Source organism: Vallitalea sediminicola, assembly GCF_054408565.1.
The window spans coordinates 101,514-127,399 of sequence record NZ_BTPT01000031.1 but is presented as its reverse complement, the minus strand read 5'-3'; the positions used below and the strand labels follow the sequence as shown (position 1 = coordinate 127,399).

Genomic DNA, 25,886 nt, shown 5'->3' with positions numbered 1-25,886 from the left:
ATTACTTTCCGAGAGTGCTCTATCTTTCTTATATTATCTTTGTAAAAAATGTTCATAAGTTACTTTTTCCATTGGTTTTATACCAAGCCATGCAGCTACTTCCATCATTTCCTCACCTAAGTCGTTAAATGCTAATGCGTAATGATGAGGTTGATGTTTTACCATAATAGTCTCAACTAAATCTCTAATTTTAATAGGTTTGGTATTAAGTTTCAGATTGGACATCCATCCTCTTGAACCATCAAAACTTGGTTTCTCTGGTTGATTAAATTCACCTGTGAGCAAAAACATCTCATCACCATCTTTGGTAAATCTTGCAGCTGTTCCTTTTTGTATAGCAAAAACCATATCTGCAACAGGAGCATTTTCTTTGAGCCCTTCTCCAGACCAAGGTCCCGGATTACAGTGAGAGGCTAATTTAACTTCTCCATTATAAGCTACATTATTACATCCTAATCCACAGTGCCAGAATAATACACTTTCATCCTGCTCATCAAAATCAGATAAATCCATTAGCAATGAAGGTTTATCGTTCATATATCTCATCATCATCATAGTGATTAATCCATATACATCACCTTCACATGATGTAGTAAAATACAGTTGATTAAGCCTTCCAATTGCTGCACATGAAACCATATCTAGTTCAATTCTAAATTTGGGCCAACAGCTAAGAGCAATACCATCATATCCATTTTCTTCTTTGAAATCTACAATAGCTTTTATTAAACGTGCATTTTTATTTATTTTTTCTTTTGCTAAAGTATTACAGCTACAACTGTCTTGTAATATTTCTTCCATTATGTCTTTTACATCTTCATCTTCATATGATAACATTCTATGTTTTATCTCAGAAAATTCATGATTTCTATATAGTTTTACTCCAAATCTTTTTTGAAGTTTTCTTTCATCAAAATATTGGTTGTCAAATCCATTAGCAATACCACCAATTAAAGCTATTTTTGCTTCTTTTACATTTTTTATAGCAGTTAAAGCTTTTATGGTTAATATAAATCTTTCTTTAAATAGTTCATCATTCGTGTACCCGTAAAACCATTTGAATGGTAAATTATATTCTTTAAGATACTGCCCTATAATACTTGCATTCATGTTCATTGCACAGAAAGAGTTGATTGGTAAGGGACCAGCTATAGTTGGTTCTTTAACTGCCCATAAACCAATAGGTATATTCAATTTTGCTAAGATTGGAATAATTGTTCCTGAATTAAAAGCACTACTTTGAATCATAACAAAATCAATTTTTTCTTTGTCTAAAAATGTATATGCTCTTTCAGCTTCTTCGTCAGTATATATACCATCTTCTACACATACAATCTCGAACTTCATTTCTTCACTGAGTTTCTTCATTTCTTGTTTTGAACGATTATAAATTCCTATTTTGTCCCCTGTGAAATTCTTGTGCATTAACCCTACAAGACCAACCTTTAATCTTTTCATATCATACCTTCCTTCTTCATTCATAATTTCAGTCTGAAATTATTTCACCAATAATAAAAAGTGAATAATCACTTATTATTATCATATAATATTCTATACTCATTAAATTTCAGACTGAAATTAACCTATTTTTATTTTATATCCTTATTGAAGTTTTGTCAAGATAATGTATCGCATATATATACTTCAAATAATTTATTCATTTCTGTAATCAAGTATATTAACTTCCATAAAATTTTAGATATTTTCCCAAATTTGATTTTATATATTTACCATTATGATTACCAGCGAATATATAGTTTTGGGAATTAATACCTTTTCCTATCAATATCTTATGTAATATTGAACATCCTTCATAAAATCTACCCTCATCTTTGTCTCCAGCATCAAGATAGACCTGAACATCATAAGAAATATTGCTTTTTCTCGCAATATGTATTGGGTTATATCTATCCCATACATCCATATCTTTATAATATAGTTTGTCTTCATCTTCAAGTTCTAATTCTAAAGCAGGCATATGACCTCCAACTTTCGAAAACATATGCTGATGTCGAAATGTATTGTGAAGTGCTATATACCCTCCAGCTGATAGTCCTCCTATATATCTTCCTTTTCTATCTTTTATAGTATTGAAAGTTTTATCAATTAAAGGTACTATCTCTTTCATAAAGTAATCTTCATACATTCCTAAATTAATAATTCTATTATTATTTCCATGTTCAGGCATCTCTTTGTAAATTAAGGATGAATTCAACCCCCTACTATTTTCAATTCTTGGACATACAATTATCATAGGCTTAATCTCTTTATCTTTTATCATTTGATCAGCTTTTGTATTTATCTTCAATTCAAACATTATATCCTCATTTCCACTTCTTCCGTGTAAAAAATATAATACAGGCAGGGGAATTAAACTGTTATAGCAATTGGGTAAATACACCAATATCGCCATTTCTTTACCAAGTTTCTCGCTATAAAAATTTACTTTTTCTACTTTTGATTTATTCATTTATGCACACCTCATTCTGATATTTTAAACTTAGATATATTTACAAGACAACTTACTTGTATTATAATAATCATGTTTACAAGATAACACAAGAATTGTATTGCTAAGATTTAGCACAATTTTGACATGAGGATATTGATATGAAAAATTCACAAACTTATTATTATAGAAAAATGTCTGACCCTAATTTGGGTATAGATATATTACTCGCAGAAACCTTTAACAGAGGAAGAAAATTCAATACACATTGGCATGAAAATATGCAACTGTATTTCTTTACTGAAGGTGAAGCTATAGTTGAATGTAGTACTAACCAGTACAATGTGACAACTGATAGCATTATAGTCATTAATAATAATGAACTACATTCCCTTGAAAGTTTAAGTGATAATCTCAAGTTTTATATCATCAGTATTGATTCATCATTCCTTTTTAGTAATCAAGTTGACTTATGTCAAACAAAATTCCTTTCACCACTGTCACAAAATCAAATATCTTTTCAAAATTCAATTGATAATGACAGACAGATATTGGAATGTATTAATAAAATAATACAAGAGTATCTTTCAAGAGAGATGGGATATGAACTTGCTGTAAAATCTGCTATCTACCAATTAATTGTCTTACTATTAAGGAATTATATTAGTAAGTTTCTTACTAAAAAAGAACTAGTTTCTAAAGTAAATAATTTAAAACGTTTTAATATAATCTTTAAATATATAGATAATAATTACCATATAAAGATATCCACTCAAGAGCTAGCAAATATTTTAAATACCAGTACCTATCATTTTTGTAGAATGTTCAAGGAAACAACAGGTAAGACTCCAACAGATTATATCAATGGAATAAGAGTGGACAAATCTGTTGATTATTTGAATAAAGGTCAATTGAACATAACTGAAATAGCATTAAAATGTGGATTTGATAGTATAAATTATTTCAGTCGTTTATTCAAAAAGCATTATAATGTTTCACCAACAAAATTTCAAAAAATGAATTCAAAATATTTATAAACCCGCTATATGGTAATTTTATTACTAGTGATATTAACCTTTGATTCTTAAGTTTTATACATTCTTAAAATATGCTTTATATACTAATGCCCCAGCTCCAATTTCATATACATAATCCATTTGTTCTCTTTTTTTGAACTTTATATCTCCAATTAGATTAGTAAATACTTCTTGCTTAGTTTTATCTATCACTTGGTCAAACATAAAATCGTTATCAAATAGTTCCCCAGATAAAATTATTATTTCTGGATTAAGAATTCCCATAAGATTAGACAAACCAATACTGAGTATATTTATAGCCTGATCCAATACTTCCTTACAATATTTATCTTCACTATAAAACTTACATATTAAACTATAATTTAGTTTACAGCTATTTTCTTTTATGAAATCTTTTACAGGGGATTTATCAACTCCTGTTAACCTTTCAATTAAAATCTTTTCTATCCCTTCAGTTGAACAATATGTTTCTACACAGCCATATCTACCACAATTACATTTTCTACCATTTACAGCTACAGTCATATGTCCAAATTCACCAGTAATATTATTCTTCCCTCTTAAGATGTTACCATCAACGATAATTCCGCTTCCTATCCCTTCACCACAGACAATATAAGCTATGTCTTTATATCCTCTACCATATCCATACCAATATTCACCTAAAGCCCTTGTATTGGGATTATTATCAACAAAAGTTGGAATATTAAGTTTTTCTTCTAAAAAAGCCTTTAGAGAGATATTCCTAATATTTAGATGTGGGTTAAAATTATGTAGTATTCCTTTATCATAATCAACCACTCCTGAAGAACCAATTCCAACTCCTATTACATGATTTATTGATATTTTAGATTCATCAATTAAGCTATGAATCATACCAAGCACAGCTTCTAAAAACTCGTTCTCTGATTCTACATTCTTAATAGATATTTTTTTACTGATTAATATATTTTTATCTAAGTCTATTATTGATGCTCTAATATTATTTCTATATATATTCATACCCATACAGCATAATGCAGATTTTCTTAGCTTAAGATAAATAGGTTTGCGCCCCGCATGAGTTTCAACCATGCCGCTTTCTTCAACTATTTTTTCCTCTACTAACTGCTTAACAATTCTTGTTATAGTTGGTCTTGAAATCTTAGTACCATTAAATATATCTATACGAGTAACAGGTGCATTCTGTCTAATATAATCAATAATCTGTATTCTGTTTTTTTGTCTAAGAGCTGATGTACCTTTTATATTCTTATTAATCATTGTATCATTCCTTTACCATTAAGTAAGCATATCACTATTATTTCACTCTGAAATTAATTTTACATATAACTATTTGTTTTGTCAAATAGTTATTTTAGTCTTGACATTTGCTAATTTATTATCTATTTTATTGCCTAGTTTTTTTTAATCATTGATATCGTACTACTTATTTTACTTTTTCATTCTATTGTTTATAGTGAGATTCCTCATTGTCATGACTCTTCACCATTTCTTAATCTAGTAATATTTGATTGGATAAGCTCTGTCTTTGGAAGTATATATCCATGACCTGTTATGATGTGAGTAGCATTTGAATTATTAATATAATTAATTGCTTTTTCTAAATATTCCTCTTTTGACAATGGAGCATCTGGAGGTATTACTGGAGGTTTAAAAACATCTACTTCTTCACCTAATAACGTATCTCCAACAACCAAAATATCTTCATAGAATACTGCTAAGCTGTCATATGTATGTCCTGGTAAATGCTCAATCATTATGTTTTTACCCTCAGATAACTCAAAGCAATATCTGTCTTCAAATTCTATATCTGACAACTTGGGTTTTACTCCTTTTTCTATAATACCTCTATTCGTTAATCTCTCCAAATCTTTAGAAATAAAATTTCTTAAATAGTCATTGGTATACTTGGTTGATATTATACAAGTATTGGGTATAAAATATGAACCTAGAGTATGGTCTATATGCCAATGAGTATATATTATCTTGCTTACCGACTTATTAAACGCAGATGATATATTTTCTAATAATTCTTCCATCAACTCTCTAGTCTTAAACGTATCAATTAATATTAATTCTTCATCATCAATTATTGATACATTGTTAAAGAATCCTGATACCATTTCTGTATAAACATAAACGTTACCAATCTTTTTAACACTAATATTATTTATGTGAATCAATCCCTTCTAGCTTATAACAAAAGACTTGCTTCAACTGCAAATTCAAATACTGCTTCTCTGACAAAATTTCTATTAAATTCTTTTCGTCTATCCCATTCTTCGCAGCTTACGTCATCCCCTGCATATATTAACTGTCCAAATATTACATCTCTATATTCTGCTACAGCGCAAAAAGCTGAACATTCCATTTCCACAGCCAAGCATCCCTCGTTTTTTCTAGTTTCTACCTTCTCAACTGTTTCACGGTAAAAAGAATCTGTAGTCCATACTTTAACGTGTTTATAACTACAATTATGATTGTTTAATATTTTATCAATGGCTTTAACTGCATTTTCATTTACCTTTATTTCTCTACTAGGTCTAACATAATGATATGATGTTCCTTCATCTCGTACTGCTGATATAGGCACTAATATATGTCCAGCTGTTACCTCTTTATCAAGAACACCGCCGCTACCACATGAAATGAATTTTTTACCACCCAATGCAATAACTTCTTCCATTAAAGCAACTCCAAGTGGTGCACCTACTCCCGGATGAAAAACTGCAACTTTACTTCCATTAAAATCCAATTCATATACAGGATGTTTTCCAATCTGAGAATATAAGCTATGAATTAATTTTAACCTATCTTCTTTTAATAACTTATCGATCACCTCTTGATAAAAACAAATAATAACTTGCTCTGGAATATCAATTGATTTTATATAACTAGATGGTTCAATTATATTTGGAGATACCCCATCAAATTCTAGTATTGGAAATTCCTTGTACATAATGCCCCCTCCTTCTTAATTTCATTTCTGTTAAATCTTATCATATATTCTAGTTAATCCTAATCTAGTACATATCAATTAAGCTCAATCAATTCCCACTGTGAACTATATTTCAACTCAAAATCTACTTGAACTTCAGACTCTCTAGTCAAAGTATAAACTTTATCCATATCTTTATATTTTCCTATTTGATAAATTGGCATTACAACACTATTATCTTCTTCAATACATAATCTTAAAATATCCACAGCAAAACCACTTAAACTAAGCTCACATAATCTAGCTGATATTATCTTATTTAGCTTTGGTAATTTGATATTATAAATAGTGTATACTTTATTTATTATGATTTCAGTCAATACTTCTTGAAAATCTGATATATTATTATAGAAAGTATGGTTTATCCATCCATCATCATGAGCAGTATAAACAAATCTATTATTTAACTTTTCAAAGAAAGTATCATTAACAGGATTCCACATCTTACTTAAATAAAACAACTCAGCGACTTCTTGAGGTTCAAGTGTTTTTAAACCTTTTACACTCTCAAAATCTACCCATGAAAAATTACCATAACTATAAACATCCTCTTGTATGAACTCATCAATATCTTCACTTATACAATATTCACAGTTTGTGGTAAAATCAAAGTCACTACCATAGTAACCTTCTAACACTAAAATATTATTTGGTCTTTTCGATAGGGCTTGTATAAACTCTCTAAATTCTACCCCATAAGATATAACCTTATTTGATTCTTTCTCATAATTCATATAAATTAAATCTCTAATTTTATCCAAACATCATGCTCCCATCTAAATAAATATATTTCATCATACTACTATATATGAGAGTTATAAAATTCATATCAATATCAATTTCCAACATACAACATATTTTTTATGTATACAGATTCCTCTATAATAAACTTTTGTATATTAGCAAGTGTAACATATTCATTTGTTGATACATCCATCGACTCTCTATTTTCGAATTGTTCCTTTAGTAGATATTGTTTCATTTGATTAACTTCTACGGCTTTAACAATATTTGATATATCAAATGCAGTAGCATCCTCTAACATATTCCAAATAACTTTCCTTTTAGGATGTAAGTATAATTCATAATCAACAGCATAAGATTCTTGATGATACACGCTTACATTCCCTATTTTTAATTCATCTTTACTCTTTTCTTTAAATGGCATCCATACTTTTATATTATTTTGAATATCTGCTAAGATATGAGAACAATACCCATAAATAAAATCTGAACTCTGCAAGTTTCTATTCTTTTTTAAAAAGCAAAGTACATTATCTACCCAAGCATCATTATTAGTAACTTCTCCCCATTTTTCATTACCAATACATAGATGACTATTGAATTTCATATCACTATCATAATTATTACGAACGTGTACTGAATCTGGTGCAATAGCTCCTAACAAAAAATCATTGGGTTTCTTTATTTGTGGTGTTTTTTGTATTATGTTATATGCGATATATAAATGTGTCATTGCAAAAGGCATATTATTCCATCCTCTCTAATGATTTGATGATTAATCATTTTTCCTTCCATACATATATATTTATATTAATGTTAATCTTCCAAGTCACTTTTTATGATGCCATAGAAATCACAATCTACATATGTACCATTTAATTTCTTTCTATAATTTCTCAGTCTACCTTCATATTTCAACCCAGCTTTTATCATTACTCTACCAGATGCTGGGTTATCTATGTGATGATATGCTTGAATTCTTTCAAATCCAACTTTCTTAAATAGGAATTCTATTAATCCAATAAATGCTTCTGTTGTAATTCCCTTGCCCCAAAATGATTTACTGATGCAATACCCTATTGAACACTGCTCATATATACTATCTAGCCCTACAATTCCAATTGACCCAATTACTTCACCTATCTCTTTAAGTTCAATCGCCCAATTATATGTTTCATTATTATCGTATGACCTTACCCAAGACTCTATAATTTTAGTACTAACATCAATACTTTCATGTATTGTCCAAGACAAATGTTTCGTCACTTCATCATCATTAGCCCAATTATTATACATATCTTCAGTATCTTCCAAGTTGAATCTTCTTAAAATTAATCTTTCTGTTTCTATTAGCTCAGTTCCTCTATGATTCAACATATTATTTTCTCCTATAAATTACGAATATTGTATTTAAATATATTTATAACATATACTTATCATCAATTTTCCGTTTTCTCTGATCTACTGTGTCTAATTTTATCAAATATAAATCCTGCTAAAAATGTAATAATTAATAATATTGTCCCAATTGTATGCATTGCCGTTATTGATGTCTGCGATAAAACATTGGGTAGTTTCTCAAACATAATTCCAAATCTTGCAGTAATAGGACTTAAAGGTGAAACATACATTTGTGATATACTAGCTAAAAACATACTTCGCTTGTCTTCACCTAATAAAATAAACTGCCAATAATACAGTACTAAGGTTAGTACACATAAAATATTACCATAAATTAACGCATATACATTCCTAAGCGAACTCTTAGAAAACTGGATTCCCACCCAAAACCAATATATCAGTAAAACAAATGGCATTAAGCTATAAGTTAATGTACCTACTCCAGGAATTAAAAAAATTGAATTGGTTAGATATCCAAACACAAATGGAATGATTATTAATATTATTAATCTCTTATCTCTCATGAACTTTTCTCCCTCCCCTAATTCATCTTAAAATTTTGCTCAATATTTACTATAATCTAAATTCTTAAAATTATATTTAATCATCCAGATTTGCTACCATAACAGTACTTATTAGCCAAATGATAATTGCCGGAAGATAGTATATCACTCTAAAAGCAAAATCTGTGTCATTAAATATCCATTTAAAAAAGATTAAATTATACCCACTAAATAACGCAAAACTTATAAATCCTGTCAGATATGAACTACCGTAAATAAAAAATCCTATACCTGGTATAAAAAGATTGGCAATAACTGCTAACTCTTCTCTTAAACGATTTGTATTCTCTTTTTACTTCTCTTAAATCTTGATTTTCCACTCATATCCCCACCTTATATCTATCAATATATTTTGTAAATCAACTTTATTCTTATAGTTTTAATATCTCTATGAAGAACTTCCGAAATCCACTTATAACTCCCAAATTATCATTTTCTCCCTCATCCAAATCATAATAATACTTCATACTTTTCATTTCAACAGACAATGAATCAAGTGGAAACCCTTTACGAAAGATATCATGAGGTTTAGTCACCATATAAAACTTCTCAGAATTTAAATCCTCACCATCATATCTATAAACAGTATTTTCATTCATAACTAGACAAATTGAATTCTTATAATAAGCCGTCAACCGTCCTCCATATTCCCTAGCTAAATCACTATAATATGACTGCATCTCTAAATCTGTTAAAACCTTACCCTTCACTCGTTTGATATAAACCCCAGGTTGGTCTTTCTCATCAACATTATCAAAAAACAACCCCGAATCACATGAAAATACCGGTCTTTTTAATTGATTATAATAAGTCTTTGCTTTAGCAAATGCATTATCTAATGGTTCTTTCCCATTCTCCTCTGCTTCTGTTATTTTCATATCAAATGAATCAAGATGTATTAAATTAACATCAAGTCCTTTTAACATCTTTCCCATACTTTGAAACTTTGAAGAATTATATGTACCATAAACCAAATCCATATTTAAAATCAATCCTTTCACGTGAAGTATATTAGTTCTGACATTTAATGTTTATTATACCCACGTATATATAAACAATCTTATATCAAGTATATCTATCCATCAAAATCTTGTCAATCATACCATCAAATTACATCCCTACATAACTTTTCACCCAACCCCACTACCTAGCCATAAAAAAGGTGTATATAGTTGGTTTAACACAGACCGACCGCTTCTCAGGGTAAGGCAAGTTAAACCTACTATATACACCTTGCACTAGCCATATTGATTCTACCTCCAAAATAAAATCTCAAGCCATAAACCAAACTTATCTCTAAACCGCTTCTTCATTCCCCACAAACTGACTATTATAAAGCTCCGCATAAAAGCCATTAAGTTCAAGCAATTTTTGATGATTTCCTTTCTCTATTATATCTCCATTATTCATGACAAGTATCATATCAGCATCCTTAATTGTCGACAAACGATGGGCAATAACAAAACTAGTCCTTCCGTTCATAAGTGACTCCATTGCTTTTTGAATATATATCTCTGTCCTAGTATCAACACTACTTGTTGCTTCATCAAGTATTAAAATTGATGGATTAGCAAGTATAGCCCTAGCAATAGTTAGAAGCTGTTTCTGTCCCTGTGATATATTATTAGCTTCTTCATTAAGTACTGTATCATACCCGTCTGGAAGAGTTCTAATAAAATGGTCAGCATGTGCAGCTTTTGAAGCCCTAATGATTTCTTCCTCACTAGCCCCTTCTTTTCCATAAGCTATATTCTCTCTTATAGTTCCTTTGAACAACCATGTATCTTGAAGGACCATACCAAATAAATTTCTAAGATCACTTCTTCTTAAATCATTGATGTTGACACCATCAATACTTATAGTACCGTCCTTCAATTCGTAGAACCTCATTAGCAAATTGACTAGCGTGGTTTTTCCAGCACCAGTGGGACCCACTATGGCAACTGTTTGACCTTTCTTAACATCAATGTTCATATTATTAATAAGAGTAACATCCTCTTTATAACCAAAATCAACATGGTCAAATCTAACATTTCCCTGTAGATTACCCATTTGTATTGCATCCGTATTATCTGGTATCTCTTCACCTTCATCTAATACTTCAAAGACACGCTCTGCTGATGCAATAGTAGATTGAATAATATTAGCAATATTAGCTGTTTGTACAATAGGTTGGCCAAATGACCTTGAATATTGAATAAAAGCTTGAATATCACCTAACTGTATAGATTTTTTTATCATTAATACACCACCAGCAATACAAACAAATACATATCCAAGGTTATTAACAAAAGTCATCATAGGCATAATGAGACCTGAGATAAATTGTGCTTTCCAACCTGATTCATATAATTTATCGTTTATTTCTTTAAATTCTTTAATTGATTTTTTCTCATGTCCATATGATTTAATAATTTTATGTCCTGTGTACATTTCTTCAACATGACCATTAAGATTACCTATTATTTCTTGTTGACTCTTAAAATATTTCTGTGACTTTTTAGCTATATTCTTAGTAATTATAATACTAAGTGGTAATGTGGTAATGGTAATAAGTGTCAACAAAGGACTTATTGTTAGCATCATGACTATTACACCTACTATAGTTATCACAGAAGTAATTAATTGTATAACACTTTGTTGCAAAGTATTACTTATATTATCAATATCATTAGTAACACGACTTAGTATTTCACCATGGGTACGAGAATCATAATACTTCAAAGGTAATTTTGTTAGCTTACTACTAACATCTTCACGCATATTGAAAACTGTTTTCTGAACAACACTCGCCATAGTGAATTGCATAATAAAGCTAAATAAAGAACTTAAAATGTATAAAATCCCTAACACAATTAGAATATTCCATATAACATCAAAATTAACTGATGCGTTAGGAACCCCTTTCATTATTTCCATAAAATCATTAAAAAGTCTTGTTGTAGCCTTTCCCATTATTTTGGGTGCAAGAATAGTGAATATAGTACTGAAAATAGCCATTATGACTACGAAAATAAGACTTACTCTTCTAGGTTTCAGATACCCTAAAAGCCTTTTTAATGTTCCTTTAAAATCTTTTGCTTTCTCTACAGGCATACTCATGGCATGCCCCCTACCCGGTCCTCTTCCTACTTTACCTTTACTCATGCTAATTCCTCCTCTGAAAGCTGTGAAGATACAATCTGTCTATATACATCACTTGAGCTTAGCAATTCTTTATGTGTTCCCATTCCTACAATACGTCCTTCGTCTAGAACGATTATTCTATCTGCATTCATTACAGTAGTCACACGCTGTGCAACAATTATTACAGTATCATTTAATGTTTCTTTCTTTAGAGCTTGACGCAATTTTGCATCAGTCTTAAAATCCAAAGCAGAAAAACTATCATCAAAAATATATATTTCAGGTTTTCTAACTAATGCTCTTGCAATTGATAGACGCTGTTTTTGTCCACCTGATATATTAGTACCACCTTGAGAAATTTCAGAATCATATCCCTCTTTCATATCATTTATAAATTCAACCGCTTGAGCTGTCTCACAAGCATGAATTATATCTTCTTTACTTGCATCTTCTTTTCCAAATCTAATATTTTGGGTTATTGTTCCACTAAATAATACTGCTTTTTGAGGAACTAAACCAATTTTGCTACGTAAATATTCTTGTGACATTTTTCTAATATCAACATCATCAATTAATATGCTACCACCACTTACATCATAAAATCTTGATATCAAATTAACTAATGTGGATTTTCCTGAACCTGTTCCCCCTATAATAGCAGTAACTTCTCCAGGTTTTGCTTTAAATGTTATGTTTTCCAATGCTTCACCTTCAGCATTAGTATATCTAAAAGATACGTTTTCAAATTCAATATATCCTCTTTTTTCTGTACTTTCTACAGGAGCATTAGGATCATTTATTTCAGGCTCTACATTTAATACCTCGTTAATTCTTATAGCAGATGCTGATGCACGTGGTATCAAGATAAATATCATAGTTAACATAATTAATGAGAACATAATCTGAGATACATATTGGATAAATGCCATTAGGTCTCCAACCTGCATAGCGCCATTATTAATCTTAAAAGAACCGAACCATATAATGAATATAGTTGTAAAGTTAAATAATAGCATTAGTATTGGTGTTAAACATGACATTAATTTATTAACTTTTATAGCTGTATTAGTTAAATCTTTATTAGCATCATTAAATCTCTTTTTCTCATGATTAATCTTATTAAAGGCTCTTATGACCCTTATACCAGTTAATCTTTCTCTTAGTACTAGATTAAGTTTATCTATCTTTACTTGCATTGATTTGAACATAGGTATACTTTTACTAGCCACTAAACCTATGATAATTCCTAGTATAACAACAACTACTATAATAATTAACGAAAGATTAGGGTTTTTGTTAATAGCCATGATTATACCACCTACAGCCATTAGTGGAGCTCTAATAAACATCCTCAATAACATAATCACTAGATTCTGAATCTGAGTAATATCATTGGTAGTTCTAGTTATTAATGAAGCAGTACCTTTTTCATCAAATTCCTTCAAAGAATAATTTTCAATCTTATCAAAAACTTTAGCTCTTAGATTCCTAGCGAATGCACTCCCAGTCTTTGCGGATAACATACTTGTTAATATAGAACATAGCCCGCCTAAAGCAGCAATAAGCAACATAAAAGCTCCTATTTTTGCTATGTATCCTATATCTTGATTAACAATACCAATATCAACTATATCTGACATTAATGTTGGCAAAAACAACTCCGTTAATGTTCTTAAAAATGTAAATATAAGTATAATAATAATTGATAGACTAAAAGGTTTTAAACCTTTAAGTAATTTAACCATATTAAATCTCTCCCTTCATGTTGTCATCTTTTATAGCTTATCTAATATTGTTTCCATCTCTTCAAAACTTGCAATAAGCTTTTGGATGTCTTCATCATCTAGCTTTTCTAATTTTATCTTTAGATTTTCTTTCATCACTTTTTTATGTTTTTCTACAGCCTCTTTTCCTTTTTCAGTTATATATAAATTAATGATGCGTCTATCTTTTTCATCTGTTTTTCTTTCTATTAGTCCTTCTTCAATCAGCCTATTAGCTACCTTTGTCAAATTTGACTTTGGAATCATTAATTTTTCACAAAAGTATTTCATTGGTTTTCCATTCTCATGCTCTACCATTCCAATCAATCTCATTTGATGTATGGAATTCTTGTACTTTATATCTTTAAATAGTTTTTTATTAATAAGAGGGAAAAATTTTAATATACATTGTATTAATCTTTCTCTTTGAGTCATAAATAACTTCCTTTCAATAATTTTATAACCTTCATAGTATTATACAAACAAATTTTAGTAACATGATTATTATACTTGATAAAATAGTTATATAGTTCAATAGTTGTATAGTATAATAGTTATAACGTATAACTATTTTATATTAAATGAATATAAATGTCAATGCTTTTTATGTAAAGATAAAGTTATTTTTATTATGGGATTTAATAGAATTTAGAAAAAAATATCTATCCTATAAAATTATAACCAATATTTTATAAGATAGACCTTTATTATTTCTACTGTTCTAGACAGTTATCTTTAATTATGTTTTCAATAATCTTTAATTGTTTTTTGTTAATTGTTAATTTTATATACTGTTCTCCTGTATTAGCTTCGAATTGAACTTTCCCATTATTTAAATATATTAATTGATATTTTTTAATATCTGAGAAATTCAATACTCCTTGTATCGTTAGTATTTTGTTATGGAATATGTAACATCTCAGCCCATAAAAACCAAGCAATATTATTATAAGAAGCATTAGTACTATTATTATAATAAGTAACACATAAATCATATAAGAAGAAGATTTCTTAAAATAAGCTTCTGCTATACCTGACGTAAATGTAACTGAAAATGCTATAACTATTAAATAAACAATTAACCCATTATTTCTTTGGTTAAAATCTATATTCACACATGAAAACTTTATTTTATTATTTTCAAGCAGACAAATATTCTTATCTAGGTTTCTATTTAATTGTTTCATACCAAATATACTTATTAAACTCAATATCCCAAAGCAAATACTCTCGAAGCAAGGAATAATAATAGTTAATATCACTATTAGAGCAAAAAAACAAATACTCAATATATTTAAAATCAATCTTTTTTTAGCTATATTACCATAATTATTTACTTGAAACACCTATTCACACCCTCTCAGCAATAATACCTGAAACCATTTTATATTGATTTTTACTCACTTTTATTTTCCTAGTTATAGGAAATCCTGAGTTATCTAATAACTGAAATATATAATTAGTTTCATTTTTATAATAAGAATTTAACCATCTTACTTTATCTATAGCTGTCCATGAAATAAATTTCCCAAGAACAATCAACCCTTCATTAGTAATCATGTATTTCGGTATTCTAAGTTTATTAACTAAAAAAGCTAATACAATAGCAGCTGTGAATATTACTATTAATAATATTAATTTCCATAAAGTGTTATCTTCAATAGCTCCAAGTACCAATCCAGTACAAAATAAAATTAGTATAGGTGAAAAGATAATCCCACTAATTATATATTCTAGATATATATGTTTTTTTACAGGCCATATAATGAGTATTGGTATATCTTCACTATTGATTAAATACTTAGAATTTGTATGAGATGTAATAGAAGAGAAACCAACTATATTCAATATATTGATACTGTATATTATTGAACCTAAACTTTCTGTAGAATATTCTGTGAACACAAAAAGTATGCAGCACCCTAAAATAAGTAAGCCTATACTTATTATTCTAAACATCATAATAAGCTTATTCCTTCTTTTAATTACATCTCTATTAGTAAAAGAATATCCTATTTCATTAGGGTCACCCATCTGCATAAGAGCTTTTGATATAGCTTTATCACTACTATAACCCATATCTATGAATTCACTGATTAAACAGTCTATATGATCTACCAATTCATCTTTTATTCTTAATGCTTCTTCTTCTGTATTGATTTGATTACCAACTTTATCTAAAAAATCTTTTATTCTTTTATCCAATCCCTGACCCTCACTATTCATAACTTAAAACATCATTGATAGCTTGTTGAAACATTTCCCATTCATTACTTCTTTCTCCCAAAGTATTTATGCCGTCCTTAGTAATTCTATAATATTTTCTCTTTCTTTCTCCTGGATTTTGATTCCAAAATGACTCAATAAGTCCTTTTTTTTCTAAGCTGTGTAATATTGGATATAGGGTTCCTTCTTTGAACTTGAAAGTACCTTTTGATAAGATTGCAAAGTCCTTAATCATTCCATATCCATACATAGGTTCTTTTTTTAACAGATTCAATATCATGATATCTGTAGTTCCTTTTAATAACTCTTTGTTCATATGTAACACCACCTATTTTTTTTCATATTACATTACATCAAAATACCTAGTATAACAATGCCTTGTTATGCTAGGTATTTTACCATTAAATATATTTTTTGTCAAATTATCTCAATACCATTTAGCTATTACTGCCTTGATCGCATTATAACTGATGTTTTCAGGTAGTGCATCTTTAATGGGTCTTAACTTATCTAGTCCAATATTATCAATAGCATTTCTGATTGTATCTTCTTCACCATCTGGTATGAATCTTTCAATATCCACATCAACTCCATTAGTAAATGCTTCAAATATATGATTTTCTATGGTTCTTACTGTAAGTCCTCTTTCCTTAGCTACTTCTTTAATATCGTTTAATTCATTAAATAATTTTGCTGATATTACATATGATGGTTCATCATTTTTTTTCTTAGCCTTTTTAGCAATAGGTTCAGTATAATTAATGGTGTCTACTTGTATATTATTATCTTCTACGTATTGTCTTATAATTCCCATAAATATTTCACCATATTGCTCGTACTTTTTCTCACCAACACCTTTAATGTTCAGCATTGCGTATTTACTTGTAGGATACTTTGTACTTAATTCTTTTAGAGTATCATCACTGAAAATTATATAAGGTGGTAGATTCTCTTCACTAGCAATTTTACGCCTTAGCGCTCTTAAATTGTCAAATAGCTCTTGCTTAACTTGTAATTTTTCCGTTTTCATAATATTTCTAAATACTTTTTCATTATCTTTCAGCACTGGAACTGCTTTTTTATCTATCTTAACTACAGGATATTCATCCGTTGTCATTCTTAGGTAACCTTCTGCAATTAGTAGATTAATCATATCTTTTATGCTATCAATGGTGTATTCTGACAGAATTCCATACGTTGACAGATTGTTAAATCCAAGACTAAGAACTCTCTTGTTTTTCGAGCCCCTTAGTACTTCTGCAATTATCTTAGTTCCGAATCGCTCTTTCATCCTTATAACACATGATAGAATCTTCTGGGCTTCTATAGTCATATCTTCTTTTATGATATCTTCATTACAGTTGCTACAATTATCACATGTATCCTTAATGTCTTCTTCTCCAAAATACTCTAATATGTATTTTCTAAGACATGTAGTAACATGACAATACCTAGTCATCATTTGAAGTTTTTCATACCTGTATCTTTTTCTAGTATCATCTAATTCATCTGATTTATCAATTAAAAATCTTCTAAGTTGTACATCTCCAGCACTAAAGAGTAGTATACATTGTGAATTAAGTGAATCCCTGCCTGCACGTCCTGCTTCTTGATAATAAGCCTCTATGTTTTCTGGCATATTATAATGGATTACATATCTAACATTAGACTTATCTATACCCATTCCAAATGCATTAGTGGCTACCATAACATCAATATCATCAAAAAGAAATTCATCTTGATTTTCTTTTCTTTCTTGTGCATTCATACCGCCATGATACATACCAGCGTTTATGCCATGTTTTATTAATGATCTACATATATTCTCTGTATCTTTTCTTGTTCCAGCATATATAATTCCCGCTTCACCTTTATGTTTTGTAGTATAATCAAGAATAAAATTATTCTTATTAGCACCTTTTAATACAGTAAATGTAAGATTTTCTCTATCATATCCAGTCTTGAATACATTAGTGTCATTTAATCCCAATCTACCGATTATATCCTCTTCAACTTTTTTGGTTGCAGTAGCTGTTAGTGCTGCGATTATTGGTCTTTCTTCAAGACCATCTATGAATTTATTAATTGACATATAACTAGGTCTGAAATCATGTCCCCATTGTGATATACAATGAGCTTCATCCACAGCAATAAATGATATTTTATTTCTTCTTGTTATCCTATATATATTTTCAGTTTGCAATCTTTCTGGAGCAATATAGACAATCTTATATTTTCCATCTTCTATAGCTTGTAATCTATATTCAATATCTTGGTAAGAAAGTGTACTATTAATATAAGTAGATTCAATTCCTGTTGCCTTCAAACTATCTACTTGGTCTTTCATTAAAGATATAAGAGGAGATATTACTATTGTTATACCCTCAAATATAAGTGCAGGTATTTGATAACAAATAGATTTACCACCACCTGTCGGCATAATTATTACCGTATCGTTATTATTAAGTATACTATTTATGGCTTGTTCTTGCCCTTTTTTGTACTCATCATAACCATATAACTTTTTCAATATTTCTTTTGCTTTTACGTTCATATTCATAATATATTCATTCCTTTTGTACATTCTTCAAGTAATATTTTTAGATTATCTTCCTATACCCTAAAATCATTTCTTTTTCATTCATTACATTCATTAGTTCTTCTTCTATTATAATCCTTTGACGATGTAGTTCACTATTAATATTAATTACGTCCCATTTAGTTTCTGCAACCCTAGTTAATATCCCTAGAAACTTCTTGTTTCCCATCATATCTTCAAACATACCATTCAACCAATAATTAACATATTTTAATGATTTATTGGTTTTTATATCATCAGAAAACTCCATATTAATATTATCGAGTTCTCTATAATATTTTCTTAAGCAACACTGTATCTTATATAAATAATCTAGTGTCTGATCTATATCCATCTTAGCCTTGTCGTCCAATAATCCACCATTTCTAATCTGTACTACATCTAGACCATCTGCTTTTTCAAGTATTTTTTCAGTTTTCTTAAGAGTGAATCTAAGATTTTCTCCTGCTACATAAGCTTTCTTGATTTTACTATTATTTTCTTTTAATTCTTCTATTTTCTCATTTACACTGATTAATAGATTTGACTTTTTGTTACCCTGAGAAATTATAAGTTTTTCTTTTGTATTAACTACTTCCAGATATTCTTTAGTTATTAACTCATATTTATCCAGTTCATTTCGCATTGATTCTATTTTAATATTAATATCTTCTATAGCTTTTACATACTCATTATATTTTAATCTAGCAACTATAGCCTCTTTTTCTTCTTTAATCAGTTTTCTTTCTTTACTAAAAGATATGGTATGAACAAAATTTTTGAAAGTAAAACCATTCAATCTTTTTACATCATTTATTTCCATCTCTAATATTGTCTTTTGTCTATCACATTCATTAATTAATTTATGTCGTTCATCAAGAATAGAATTATAATGTTTATTTAACTCCTGTTGTTCTAGAACCTTATTCTCTAAATCCTGTATTTTTTTTTGTAAAAATTTCATAATTTCCCCCGCCTATTAATAGTTGCTTATCAATTATATCATATAACAATAAAACCATCTATTGTAATTTTCTAAAAAAATCTACAATTTCATCTATTTAATTATCATATTTATTCTTTGCTTTACTTATTGAAGGAATATAATCTGATATATCATCAAGTAAATCCACATTTCTAATTAGTTCTGCCTGGTCTTTAATAACTACTTTTGAACTTACACACATAGTTAGTTGTCTTTCATTAATACTCAATATCTTATTAATTAGATTAATGGGAGTATTAAAGTCCTTGTTTACAGTTATAGTAATCTTTTTCTTTAATATGGTATTAGTTACCTTTGTATGGATATTGATATTATCGTCTTTCAATATAAGATGCCTTTCTATTTGATTCGTAATATATTTCTTAACATTTTGACCTAAGCTATTATCATCAGTCAACCTCCAATATAATCCTCTATTCAATCTACCATCATTAGATAATGCTTTTCCTGTATCAAAATCTATTTTATTAGAATAAGCTAATTCATAACGATTAGCAGTTTCATTGACTATTGCTTTCATGCATGTAACATCATGAAGATAGATACCTATGTATATTAAACATAATACCGCAAAAAATACTATAGGAAATACTAAAGAGGCTTCTACAGTTAAACTTCCCTTGAGCTTATTATTCATAATTATATATCACCTTATTTCAAAAGATTATTTAATAGATTTCATCATAGAATGATTATTATCAAAAAAGCACATAGCATAAAAGGCACCATAGGCAGCTTGGTTTTTCTATTCACCCTACCAAATGCCATCAATCCTAACCCTATCAATCCACTAAACACTAATGAATATAACAAAACCGCTACTGCCATTTTATATCCTAGTATTAGACCAATAGTTCCAATTACAAGAGCATCCCCCATACCTATAGCTCCTTTTGTAATAACAGAAATTAGAGCTATTATTCCACCTATCCCAAAAAATCCTATAAGAGAATGAATCCATATTACATTAGGATTAAATAACATTGAAATCATTCCTAATATAAGTGTTATCATTACAACATCCATAGGTATCTGTTTATCTTTGCAATCACTTATGGTAGTGATTATCAAAAACCAAGTTATCAATTCCATTGCAATAAAATAATTGGTTAGTTGATAATAGTTGTATAATAGATAGGTTATCATAGTTACTGCCATAATCAGCAACAATTCTTTGATCCTATTTTCATTATTTTTCGAAAACATATTTCTTAGATTAGTATCAAAAGAATAGCTAGAAGTTAGTATCCCTACTGCTAAACCTAATAGAATAATTACCATACTCATTTCGAATCAATCCTTTTCTTTTTCTTTATACAGTTATTACACATTCTTCTACCCATATCTTTAGCTTGTTGTAAGGTCAACTCCATTATATTATCTGAATGTATCTGTGAACATAACGAATCTACATGATATACTTCCCCTTGTGAAGTGTAGTATACAATCTTAATATCATTCTTATCTATATCCTTAGCACATGTTTCACATAATTTTTCCCCATGCTTATTGGGGTCATATGTTTCCGGCATGGTTATATTGTTCAGACAAGTAATATATGTGTGGTATACTTCACTATTTTTTACACAATACACTATAATATCATCTTCGTCAGCCTCATATGCTTCAATATTATCTTCTTTTAAGCAAGAATTAAATCCATTACCATTACCTGTCCATCCCCTGACCTTAACTCTTTGTGTCATAGATATGTCTTTTATCCCTGGAAAAGGTATAGGAATTTCCAAGTTATATTTAACAATCAGGTCAATATCTTCATCCTCCAACATGAACTTGGAATGTTTGAAGTCCATTCCTTCTTTACCATTGACTATATACCACTTCTTATATTGTTCATCATCAATATAATCGTCAAAAATTCTTTCAGCCATCTTAGTACCAATAAAATTATTAGTAACAGCTAGACCATCATATAAACATTCACTAACCATTGTTCCCTTGATACTATGTAATATTGTATCTATAGAGTTAATTATATTATTAAGACTTCCATAAGCTGCATGGGCATCGCCAATAACTTGCTCTTTAATCTTAGCTATTGTATCTACGAAACCATCTATGTACTGGTTTAAATTACCGCTCCCATACATATCCACATAAGTAGAATCTACATTTGTATCACTACTATCTATATATGAATTACCACCCTCAATTATATTGAATAGATTTCCAAGATTATTATTAATGTTTCCTGCATTTTCATTGACAACTTCTACGTTCTCACTAGCTGTTTCGTAGATTTCTTGCTGTGCATCCAAGATTTCCGTCTTATCCATTATATATGAATAGGCAGCTAATTCATTTGCTGTTTCTGATAGACTATATTGAACACTTTCATGTATAAACATAATTTTGATTATATAAACAATTGATAGTATGGCCATTAAAAAAATAGGTAACACCATAGCCGCTTCTACTGTTAATGAACCTTTTAGTTTTTTCATGTTATACATGCCTCTTTTCCTTAATTAGTACCCCATGGAGGTATTAATCTTAAAGTTATATCCTTTATCTGCTAGATCTTTTGCTTCATCTGGCATAAAAGGTAAATCAAAAAACAAGAAATTAACTGATACCTCTGCTGTAACATCTAAACCGCATACATAATTCTTCAGCTTAAAATCACTTTCATTCCTACTTTTTTGCAAGTTGAATTGCATTAAATCTAATACTCTATATAACTTCACTTCATCGTTCACCCCTACCAATAACATTAATCGAAGATAATCATTATACGAGAAGGCTGGCATAAGAGATGTTATCTTAGAACCTTTCCCTTTACTCTTCAGCTTATCATCTATAGCAACATTCACCTTTTGTACTGTTGACTTTCTAACTTTTTCAGCAATGTTATTAATATGTTTTTTAGTGATATCTTTATACTTACATGATGTTTTTTTAACTACTTCATTTATTTCAGATTCAAATTCATTAGTAATCTGTCCTATTTCACTAAGAACTCCATTAATAATCTTTTGTTTAGCTTTTTCTATCTTTTCTCTAAACTTTTGTAATATCTCTTTTTTGATTGAAATAACCTCTGAATAAGACGCGTTAACTATCCGTTCAACATATTCATCATATATAGTATTGATGATTTCATTCACCAAATCATTACAGCCAATATTATTATAATCTTTTAGTAAGGGACGATTATTAACTCCTTCTCTTAAGTTATTAAAAGAATCATTTATAATAGTATCAATGGCATTATCAACTTCATCAATAGTATAGTTCAAGGATCTCTCTGCCTCACCAAGTACTTCTCCTAATTTATCCTCAGCGAATTTGGAAACGTCGCCCTCTAACCTATTTGTTATAAAAGATATATTATTTTGAACAGTTTTTGTAGCTGCATCAATTATAAGTATAGATTTATTAGTAACATATTCAGTCGCTTCGTCAATAATGCCATTAGCTAACCCTTCTAGACTCGTATACCAATCACCACTTGTTTTAATAAAAGCAACTTTTTTCCCTTGTAATAAATATCTTACATCAACACATGATTCAGCATAACTCCACGCAGCCATGATAAGTGCTGCCACAATATATGTGCCTAATCCAAATGTCCACCAACCTGCTATAGATGTCGCTATACCCATTACTAAAGTCCTCTTATTGGCATTCGTTAAAACATGAATATAATTCATAACAAACCTTATACCTAATATGGTATTAGATACATGTTTCAAGTTAATATTCTCATCCAAACTTCCTCTTAGAATATATTCAACTTCATTATTGAGATAATGGTCATTTTTTGAATAATTGCTTAGGGTTACTGGTAAAGCGTTTGGTAAATTATCTGTAGCTGATTTAAAATCTCCTAATATATATTCCCCTATATAGATTTCATCTCTAAGATTGTAAGTAATATTTTTTAATTTGTTACCTATATCTCCAAAAATATCAAGGGATTTATTAGTATAGCTATCATCTTTCTCATTTTCAAAATCCACATCTTCTTCAGTAATCAAGTTTATATAATCACTATTGGAACTAAGAATAGAAGGCATATTATCCTTATTTATCTCGTTATCAACATTTTGGTCTTTCTGGTTGAACTGAACACCTTTGGTAGCATCTTTCACTTCATCCCTAGGATCCATTTTGTCTTTCTCTTTATCCGATAAAGATTTCATATCTCCATAATTAAATACCATATTCTTTGTCGAATAATTATTATGTAAACCATTCTCCAATTGACTTAATGATTTCTTGAAATCACCTATATAATTATTATCATTGTAGTTGCTCATATAACTGTTTTGATTCGCAAACAAATTACTCGTTGTTTTTACTTCATTCATGAAGGCATGTAATATATCTCTTTCCGTATTAGTGTTGAATTCTCCACATATCATATGATTTATTAGATTATTCTTCATACTGCTTAGATTATCTACATAAGACAGATTATTTGACAACACTTCAATATTATTTTTTAATTCATCTTTTATTGCAAACAAATTATTTATCAGAGTATATGTTTTATCTTTATCGTCCTCTATAGCTAATTTGCCTTTTAAGCCTTTCAGTTCATCTTTTATAGCATTAGAAGCCTGTTCTATTATATCGTCTCTATTATTTATATCATTTTCTAGTTCATTGATGGACCCTTTTATTTTGTTACCTTCTATTTCTATTTTCTCAACCACTTCAATAGCTGACTTATTTTTTTCTAGATATATTGGGAGATTTGAAAGATTAGAAATATACCTTTCAATGTTTTCCTTATAACATTGAACAGTATCTAACTGATTATTAAAGGAACTATTAAGTTCATTTCTTCTTTCCATGCATTTTGATAGATAATCATATTCATCTTGGCTTTCAAACCCACTATCAGTTAAATCACTTATTTCCTGTCTTATGTAATATAGTTCTTTATATGTATCTATCATAGAAGTTTTACAGCTGTTAAAATGATCTATATCAGCTCTTATGTTATTAATCTCATCATAAATGTCAAATATAGTTCCTTGTAACCTACCTCTTATATTATCATTGGGTATCTCACTGAAACACCTGTCTCTAGATATGCCTTTTTTAGAAATTATTCCTTTTACATAATAGTCTTCATATCTAATATTACCCTTCTTACTAATATCAAGACCATCTATCAGCCTTTCAAGTTCCCTGTATTCATCATCTATTCGGGAAACTTTATTAGTTATCTGCATCTTCTTTTTCACATAATCCGTAGTTTTTGAAGACTTTGTTATTAGTTTGATTTTCTCTAGAATAGGTTCAATCACTAGCAAAGGAGCTCGATATTTCATATATTCCAAGATCTCCAATTTTACATAATCCGTGTCAGATTTTATTATATTATCGGTAGGCATAACACTAGTTACCTTAAGATTATAGTCATATAGATTAAAATTTTTTTTATTATCATCAGTATATAATTTTTTATATATACGATTTATTTCTGGGAGATTTTCATTAGGTTCAAGAGATGCATTAGCATATTCTTCAATTTTACTGATATAGTCTTCTTTTTCTAGCATGAACATTCCATATTCATCTGATATCTGGGAATCATAGCTGGCTAGAATTGAATTCGTAGCATTTCTAAGAGCTCTTAAGGATTGTAACCTAGCTACCCTAATTCTAGTAGAATCAATAACAGTACATGTAAATACAATTATTATCAATAATATACAGCTAAGAAAGACCGTTACTGCACCATCTGTTTTCTTATTCATAAAATTCACCCCATTTTCAATAAGTTCAATATATTTTCCTTAATTTTATAAGTTGAATCCTTATAAAAAAACAACACAAAAAATAAGCCTTTGCAAGCTTATCTATAATACATAACTTATATTAACAATAGCAAAAATAGCATTACAAAAAAATTACATATCCCCCCTAATATGCAGAAAACATAGCTTCATAATTAATTAATTATATTATAACAAAATATATTTTCTTTATACCTAGCATTATTATAAATTAAATT

At 29.0% G+C, this 25,886-nt stretch carries 23 protein-coding genes; 1 reads left to right on the top strand and 22 read right to left on the bottom strand.

All coding sequences use genetic code 11. From position 1 onward, the window contains the following. Positions 1-33: 33 nt before the first annotated feature. A complete protein-coding gene (locus ACX6CF_RS14625; protein ID WP_458786083.1) occupies positions 34-1,458 on the bottom strand; it encodes a hypothetical protein in 1,425 nt (474 codons plus the stop codon). A 220-nt stretch (positions 1,459-1,678) separates the two neighbouring features. Next, the gene (locus ACX6CF_RS14620; protein ID WP_458786082.1) at positions 1,679-2,470 is read right to left on the bottom strand and encodes an alpha/beta hydrolase; all 792 of its coding nucleotides are present in this window, start codon (positions 2,468-2,470) and stop codon (positions 1,679-1,681) included. Between the two features lie 140 nt (positions 2,471-2,610). On the opposite strand from ACX6CF_RS14620, the gene ACX6CF_RS14615 reads away from it, so the two are divergent. Continuing rightward, entirely contained in the window at positions 2,611-3,486 is an 876-nt protein-coding gene (locus ACX6CF_RS14615) for an AraC family transcriptional regulator (RefSeq protein ID WP_458786081.1), read from the top strand. Between the two features lie 54 nt (positions 3,487-3,540). Here ACX6CF_RS14615 and ACX6CF_RS14610 read toward each other — a convergent pair whose 3' ends face one another. The 20 genes from ACX6CF_RS14610 to ACX6CF_RS14515 all read right to left on the bottom strand — a co-directional run bounded on the left by ACX6CF_RS14610 (position 3,541) and on the right by ACX6CF_RS14515 (position 25,629). Then, positions 3,541-4,749, bottom strand: coding sequence for an ROK family transcriptional regulator (locus ACX6CF_RS14610; protein ID WP_458786080.1), 1,209 nt, complete (start codon positions 4,747-4,749; stop codon positions 3,541-3,543). A 212-nt stretch (positions 4,750-4,961) separates the two neighbouring features. Next, complete coding sequence (locus tag ACX6CF_RS14605) at positions 4,962-5,672, bottom strand: MBL fold metallo-hydrolase (RefSeq protein ID WP_458786079.1); 711 nt, start codon at positions 5,670-5,672, stop codon at positions 4,962-4,964. Between the two features lie 11 nt (positions 5,673-5,683). Next, entirely contained in the window at positions 5,684-6,448 is a 765-nt protein-coding gene (locus ACX6CF_RS14600) for a nucleoside phosphorylase (RefSeq protein WP_458786078.1), read from the bottom strand. A gap of 74 nt (positions 6,449-6,522) precedes the next feature. Further along, complete coding sequence (locus ACX6CF_RS14595) at positions 6,523-7,248, bottom strand: hypothetical protein (RefSeq protein ID WP_458786077.1); 726 nt, start codon at positions 7,246-7,248, stop codon at positions 6,523-6,525. A 74-nt stretch (positions 7,249-7,322) separates the two neighbouring features. After that, complete coding sequence (locus ACX6CF_RS14590) at positions 7,323-7,976, bottom strand: zinc dependent phospholipase C family protein (protein WP_458786076.1); 654 nt, start codon at positions 7,974-7,976, stop codon at positions 7,323-7,325. Between the two features lie 71 nt (positions 7,977-8,047). After that, on the bottom strand, positions 8,048-8,608 hold the full coding sequence (locus ACX6CF_RS14585) for a GNAT family N-acetyltransferase (RefSeq protein WP_458786075.1): 561 nt from the start codon (positions 8,606-8,608) through the stop codon (positions 8,048-8,050). A gap of 62 nt (positions 8,609-8,670) precedes the next feature. Further along, the gene (locus tag ACX6CF_RS14580; RefSeq protein WP_458786074.1) at positions 8,671-9,156 is read right to left on the bottom strand and encodes a hypothetical protein; all 486 of its coding nucleotides are present in this window, start codon (positions 9,154-9,156) and stop codon (positions 8,671-8,673) included. Between the two features lie 410 nt (positions 9,157-9,566). Further along, positions 9,567-10,175 carry a non-canonical purine NTP pyrophosphatase gene (locus ACX6CF_RS14575; RefSeq protein WP_458786073.1) on the bottom strand — a complete coding sequence of 203 codons (609 nt, stop codon included), beginning with the start codon at positions 10,173-10,175 and terminating at the stop codon, positions 9,567-9,569. A 316-nt stretch (positions 10,176-10,491) separates the two neighbouring features. Further along, complete coding sequence (locus tag ACX6CF_RS14570) at positions 10,492-12,342, bottom strand: ABC transporter ATP-binding protein (RefSeq protein ID WP_458786072.1); 1,851 nt, start codon at positions 12,340-12,342, stop codon at positions 10,492-10,494. Beyond that, positions 12,339-14,066: an ABC transporter ATP-binding protein gene (locus ACX6CF_RS14565; protein ID WP_458786071.1), complete on the bottom strand. Its 1,728-nt coding sequence runs from the start codon at positions 14,064-14,066 to the stop codon at positions 12,339-12,341. The genes ACX6CF_RS14570 and ACX6CF_RS14565 overlap by 4 nt, the downstream gene beginning before the upstream one ends. Before the next feature lie 30 nt (positions 14,067-14,096). After that, positions 14,097-14,519 (bottom strand): MarR family winged helix-turn-helix transcriptional regulator, encoded by a 423-nt coding sequence (locus ACX6CF_RS14560; RefSeq protein ID WP_458786070.1) that lies wholly within the window; start codon positions 14,517-14,519, stop codon positions 14,097-14,099. Positions 14,520-14,797: 278 nt separating this feature from the next. Continuing rightward, a complete protein-coding gene (locus ACX6CF_RS14555; protein ID WP_458786069.1) occupies positions 14,798-15,430 on the bottom strand; it encodes a hypothetical protein in 633 nt (210 codons plus the stop codon). Positions 15,431-15,434: 4 nt separating this feature from the next. Next, entirely contained in the window at positions 15,435-16,289 is an 855-nt protein-coding gene (locus ACX6CF_RS14550) for a permease prefix domain 1-containing protein (protein ID WP_458786068.1), read from the bottom strand. 13 nt (positions 16,290-16,302) lie between these two features. Continuing rightward, positions 16,303-16,626, bottom strand: a complete 324-nt coding sequence (locus tag ACX6CF_RS14545) for a PadR family transcriptional regulator (protein WP_458786067.1) — start codon at positions 16,624-16,626, stop codon at positions 16,303-16,305. A 111-nt stretch (positions 16,627-16,737) separates the two neighbouring features. Further along, positions 16,738-18,870, bottom strand: a complete 2,133-nt coding sequence (recQ, locus tag ACX6CF_RS14540; RefSeq protein ID WP_458786066.1) for a DNA helicase RecQ — start codon at positions 18,868-18,870, stop codon at positions 16,738-16,740. Between the two features lie 40 nt (positions 18,871-18,910). Beyond that, positions 18,911-19,852 carry a hypothetical protein gene (locus ACX6CF_RS14535; RefSeq protein WP_458786065.1) on the bottom strand — a complete coding sequence of 314 codons (942 nt, stop codon included), beginning with the start codon at positions 19,850-19,852 and terminating at the stop codon, positions 18,911-18,913. Positions 19,853-19,949: 97 nt separating this feature from the next. Beyond that, positions 19,950-20,531 (bottom strand): TadE family protein, encoded by a 582-nt coding sequence (locus ACX6CF_RS14530; RefSeq protein ID WP_458786064.1) that lies wholly within the window; start codon positions 20,529-20,531, stop codon positions 19,950-19,952. Between the two features lie 44 nt (positions 20,532-20,575). Next, positions 20,576-21,181: a prepilin peptidase gene (locus ACX6CF_RS14525; RefSeq protein ID WP_458786063.1), complete on the bottom strand. Its 606-nt coding sequence runs from the start codon at positions 21,179-21,181 to the stop codon at positions 20,576-20,578. Then, positions 21,178-22,359 (bottom strand): TadE/TadG family type IV pilus assembly protein, encoded by a 1,182-nt coding sequence (locus ACX6CF_RS14520; RefSeq protein WP_458786062.1) that lies wholly within the window; start codon positions 22,357-22,359, stop codon positions 21,178-21,180. The genes ACX6CF_RS14525 and ACX6CF_RS14520 overlap by 4 nt, the downstream gene beginning before the upstream one ends. 24 nt (positions 22,360-22,383) lie before the next feature. Then, positions 22,384-25,629, bottom strand: a complete 3,246-nt coding sequence (locus ACX6CF_RS14515; protein WP_458786061.1) for a DUF5702 domain-containing protein — start codon at positions 25,627-25,629, stop codon at positions 22,384-22,386. Positions 25,630-25,886: the final 257 nt, after the last annotated feature.

Excerpts from the sequence above, each read along its gene's own strand:
- ACX6CF_RS14515 (WP_458786061.1), bottom strand. The coding sequence starts at position 25,629 with ATGAATAAGAAAACAGATGGTGCAGTAACGGTCTTTCTTAGCTGTATA.
- ACX6CF_RS14520 (WP_458786062.1), bottom strand. The coding sequence starts at position 22,359 with ATGAAAAAACTAAAAGGTTCATTAACAGTAGAAGCGGCTATGGTGTTA.
- ACX6CF_RS14525 (WP_458786063.1), bottom strand. The coding sequence starts at position 21,181 with ATGAGTATGGTAATTATTCTATTAGGTTTAGCAGTAGGGATACTAACT.
- ACX6CF_RS14530 (WP_458786064.1), bottom strand. The coding sequence starts at position 20,531 with ATGAATAATAAGCTCAAGGGAAGTTTAACTGTAGAAGCCTCTTTAGTA.
- ACX6CF_RS14615 (WP_458786081.1), top strand. The coding sequence starts at position 2,611 with ATGAAAAATTCACAAACTTATTATTATAGAAAAATGTCTGACCCTAAT.
- ACX6CF_RS14625 (WP_458786083.1), bottom strand. The coding sequence starts at position 1,458 with ATGAAAAGATTAAAGGTTGGTCTTGTAGGGTTAATGCACAAGAATTTC.
- ACX6CF_RS14565 (WP_458786071.1), bottom strand. The coding sequence starts at position 14,066 with ATGGTTAAATTACTTAAAGGTTTAAAACCTTTTAGTCTATCAATTATT.
- ACX6CF_RS14620 (WP_458786082.1), bottom strand. The coding sequence starts at position 2,470 with ATGAATAAATCAAAAGTAGAAAAAGTAAATTTTTATAGCGAGAAACTT.
- ACX6CF_RS14610 (WP_458786080.1), bottom strand. The coding sequence starts at position 4,749 with ATGATTAATAAGAATATAAAAGGTACATCAGCTCTTAGACAAAAAAAC.
- ACX6CF_RS14575 (WP_458786073.1), bottom strand. The coding sequence starts at position 10,175 with ATGGATTTGGTTTATGGTACATATAATTCTTCAAAGTTTCAAAGTATG.
- recQ (WP_458786066.1), bottom strand. The coding sequence starts at position 18,870 with ATGAATATGAACGTAAAAGCAAAAGAAATATTGAAAAAGTTATATGGT.
- ACX6CF_RS14535 (WP_458786065.1), bottom strand. The coding sequence starts at position 19,852 with ATGAAATTTTTACAAAAAAAAATACAGGATTTAGAGAATAAGGTTCTA.
- ACX6CF_RS14590 (WP_458786076.1), bottom strand. The coding sequence starts at position 7,976 with ATGCCTTTTGCAATGACACATTTATATATCGCATATAACATAATACAA.
- ACX6CF_RS14585 (WP_458786075.1), bottom strand. The coding sequence starts at position 8,608 with ATGTTGAATCATAGAGGAACTGAGCTAATAGAAACAGAAAGATTAATT.
- ACX6CF_RS14580 (WP_458786074.1), bottom strand. The coding sequence starts at position 9,156 with ATGAGAGATAAGAGATTAATAATATTAATAATCATTCCATTTGTGTTT.
- ACX6CF_RS14600 (WP_458786078.1), bottom strand. The coding sequence starts at position 6,448 with ATGTACAAGGAATTTCCAATACTAGAATTTGATGGGGTATCTCCAAAT.
- ACX6CF_RS14570 (WP_458786072.1), bottom strand. The coding sequence starts at position 12,342 with ATGAGTAAAGGTAAAGTAGGAAGAGGACCGGGTAGGGGGCATGCCATG.
- ACX6CF_RS14545 (WP_458786067.1), bottom strand. The coding sequence starts at position 16,626 with ATGAACAAAGAGTTATTAAAAGGAACTACAGATATCATGATATTGAAT.
- ACX6CF_RS14560 (WP_458786070.1), bottom strand. The coding sequence starts at position 14,519 with ATGACTCAAAGAGAAAGATTAATACAATGTATATTAAAATTTTTCCCT.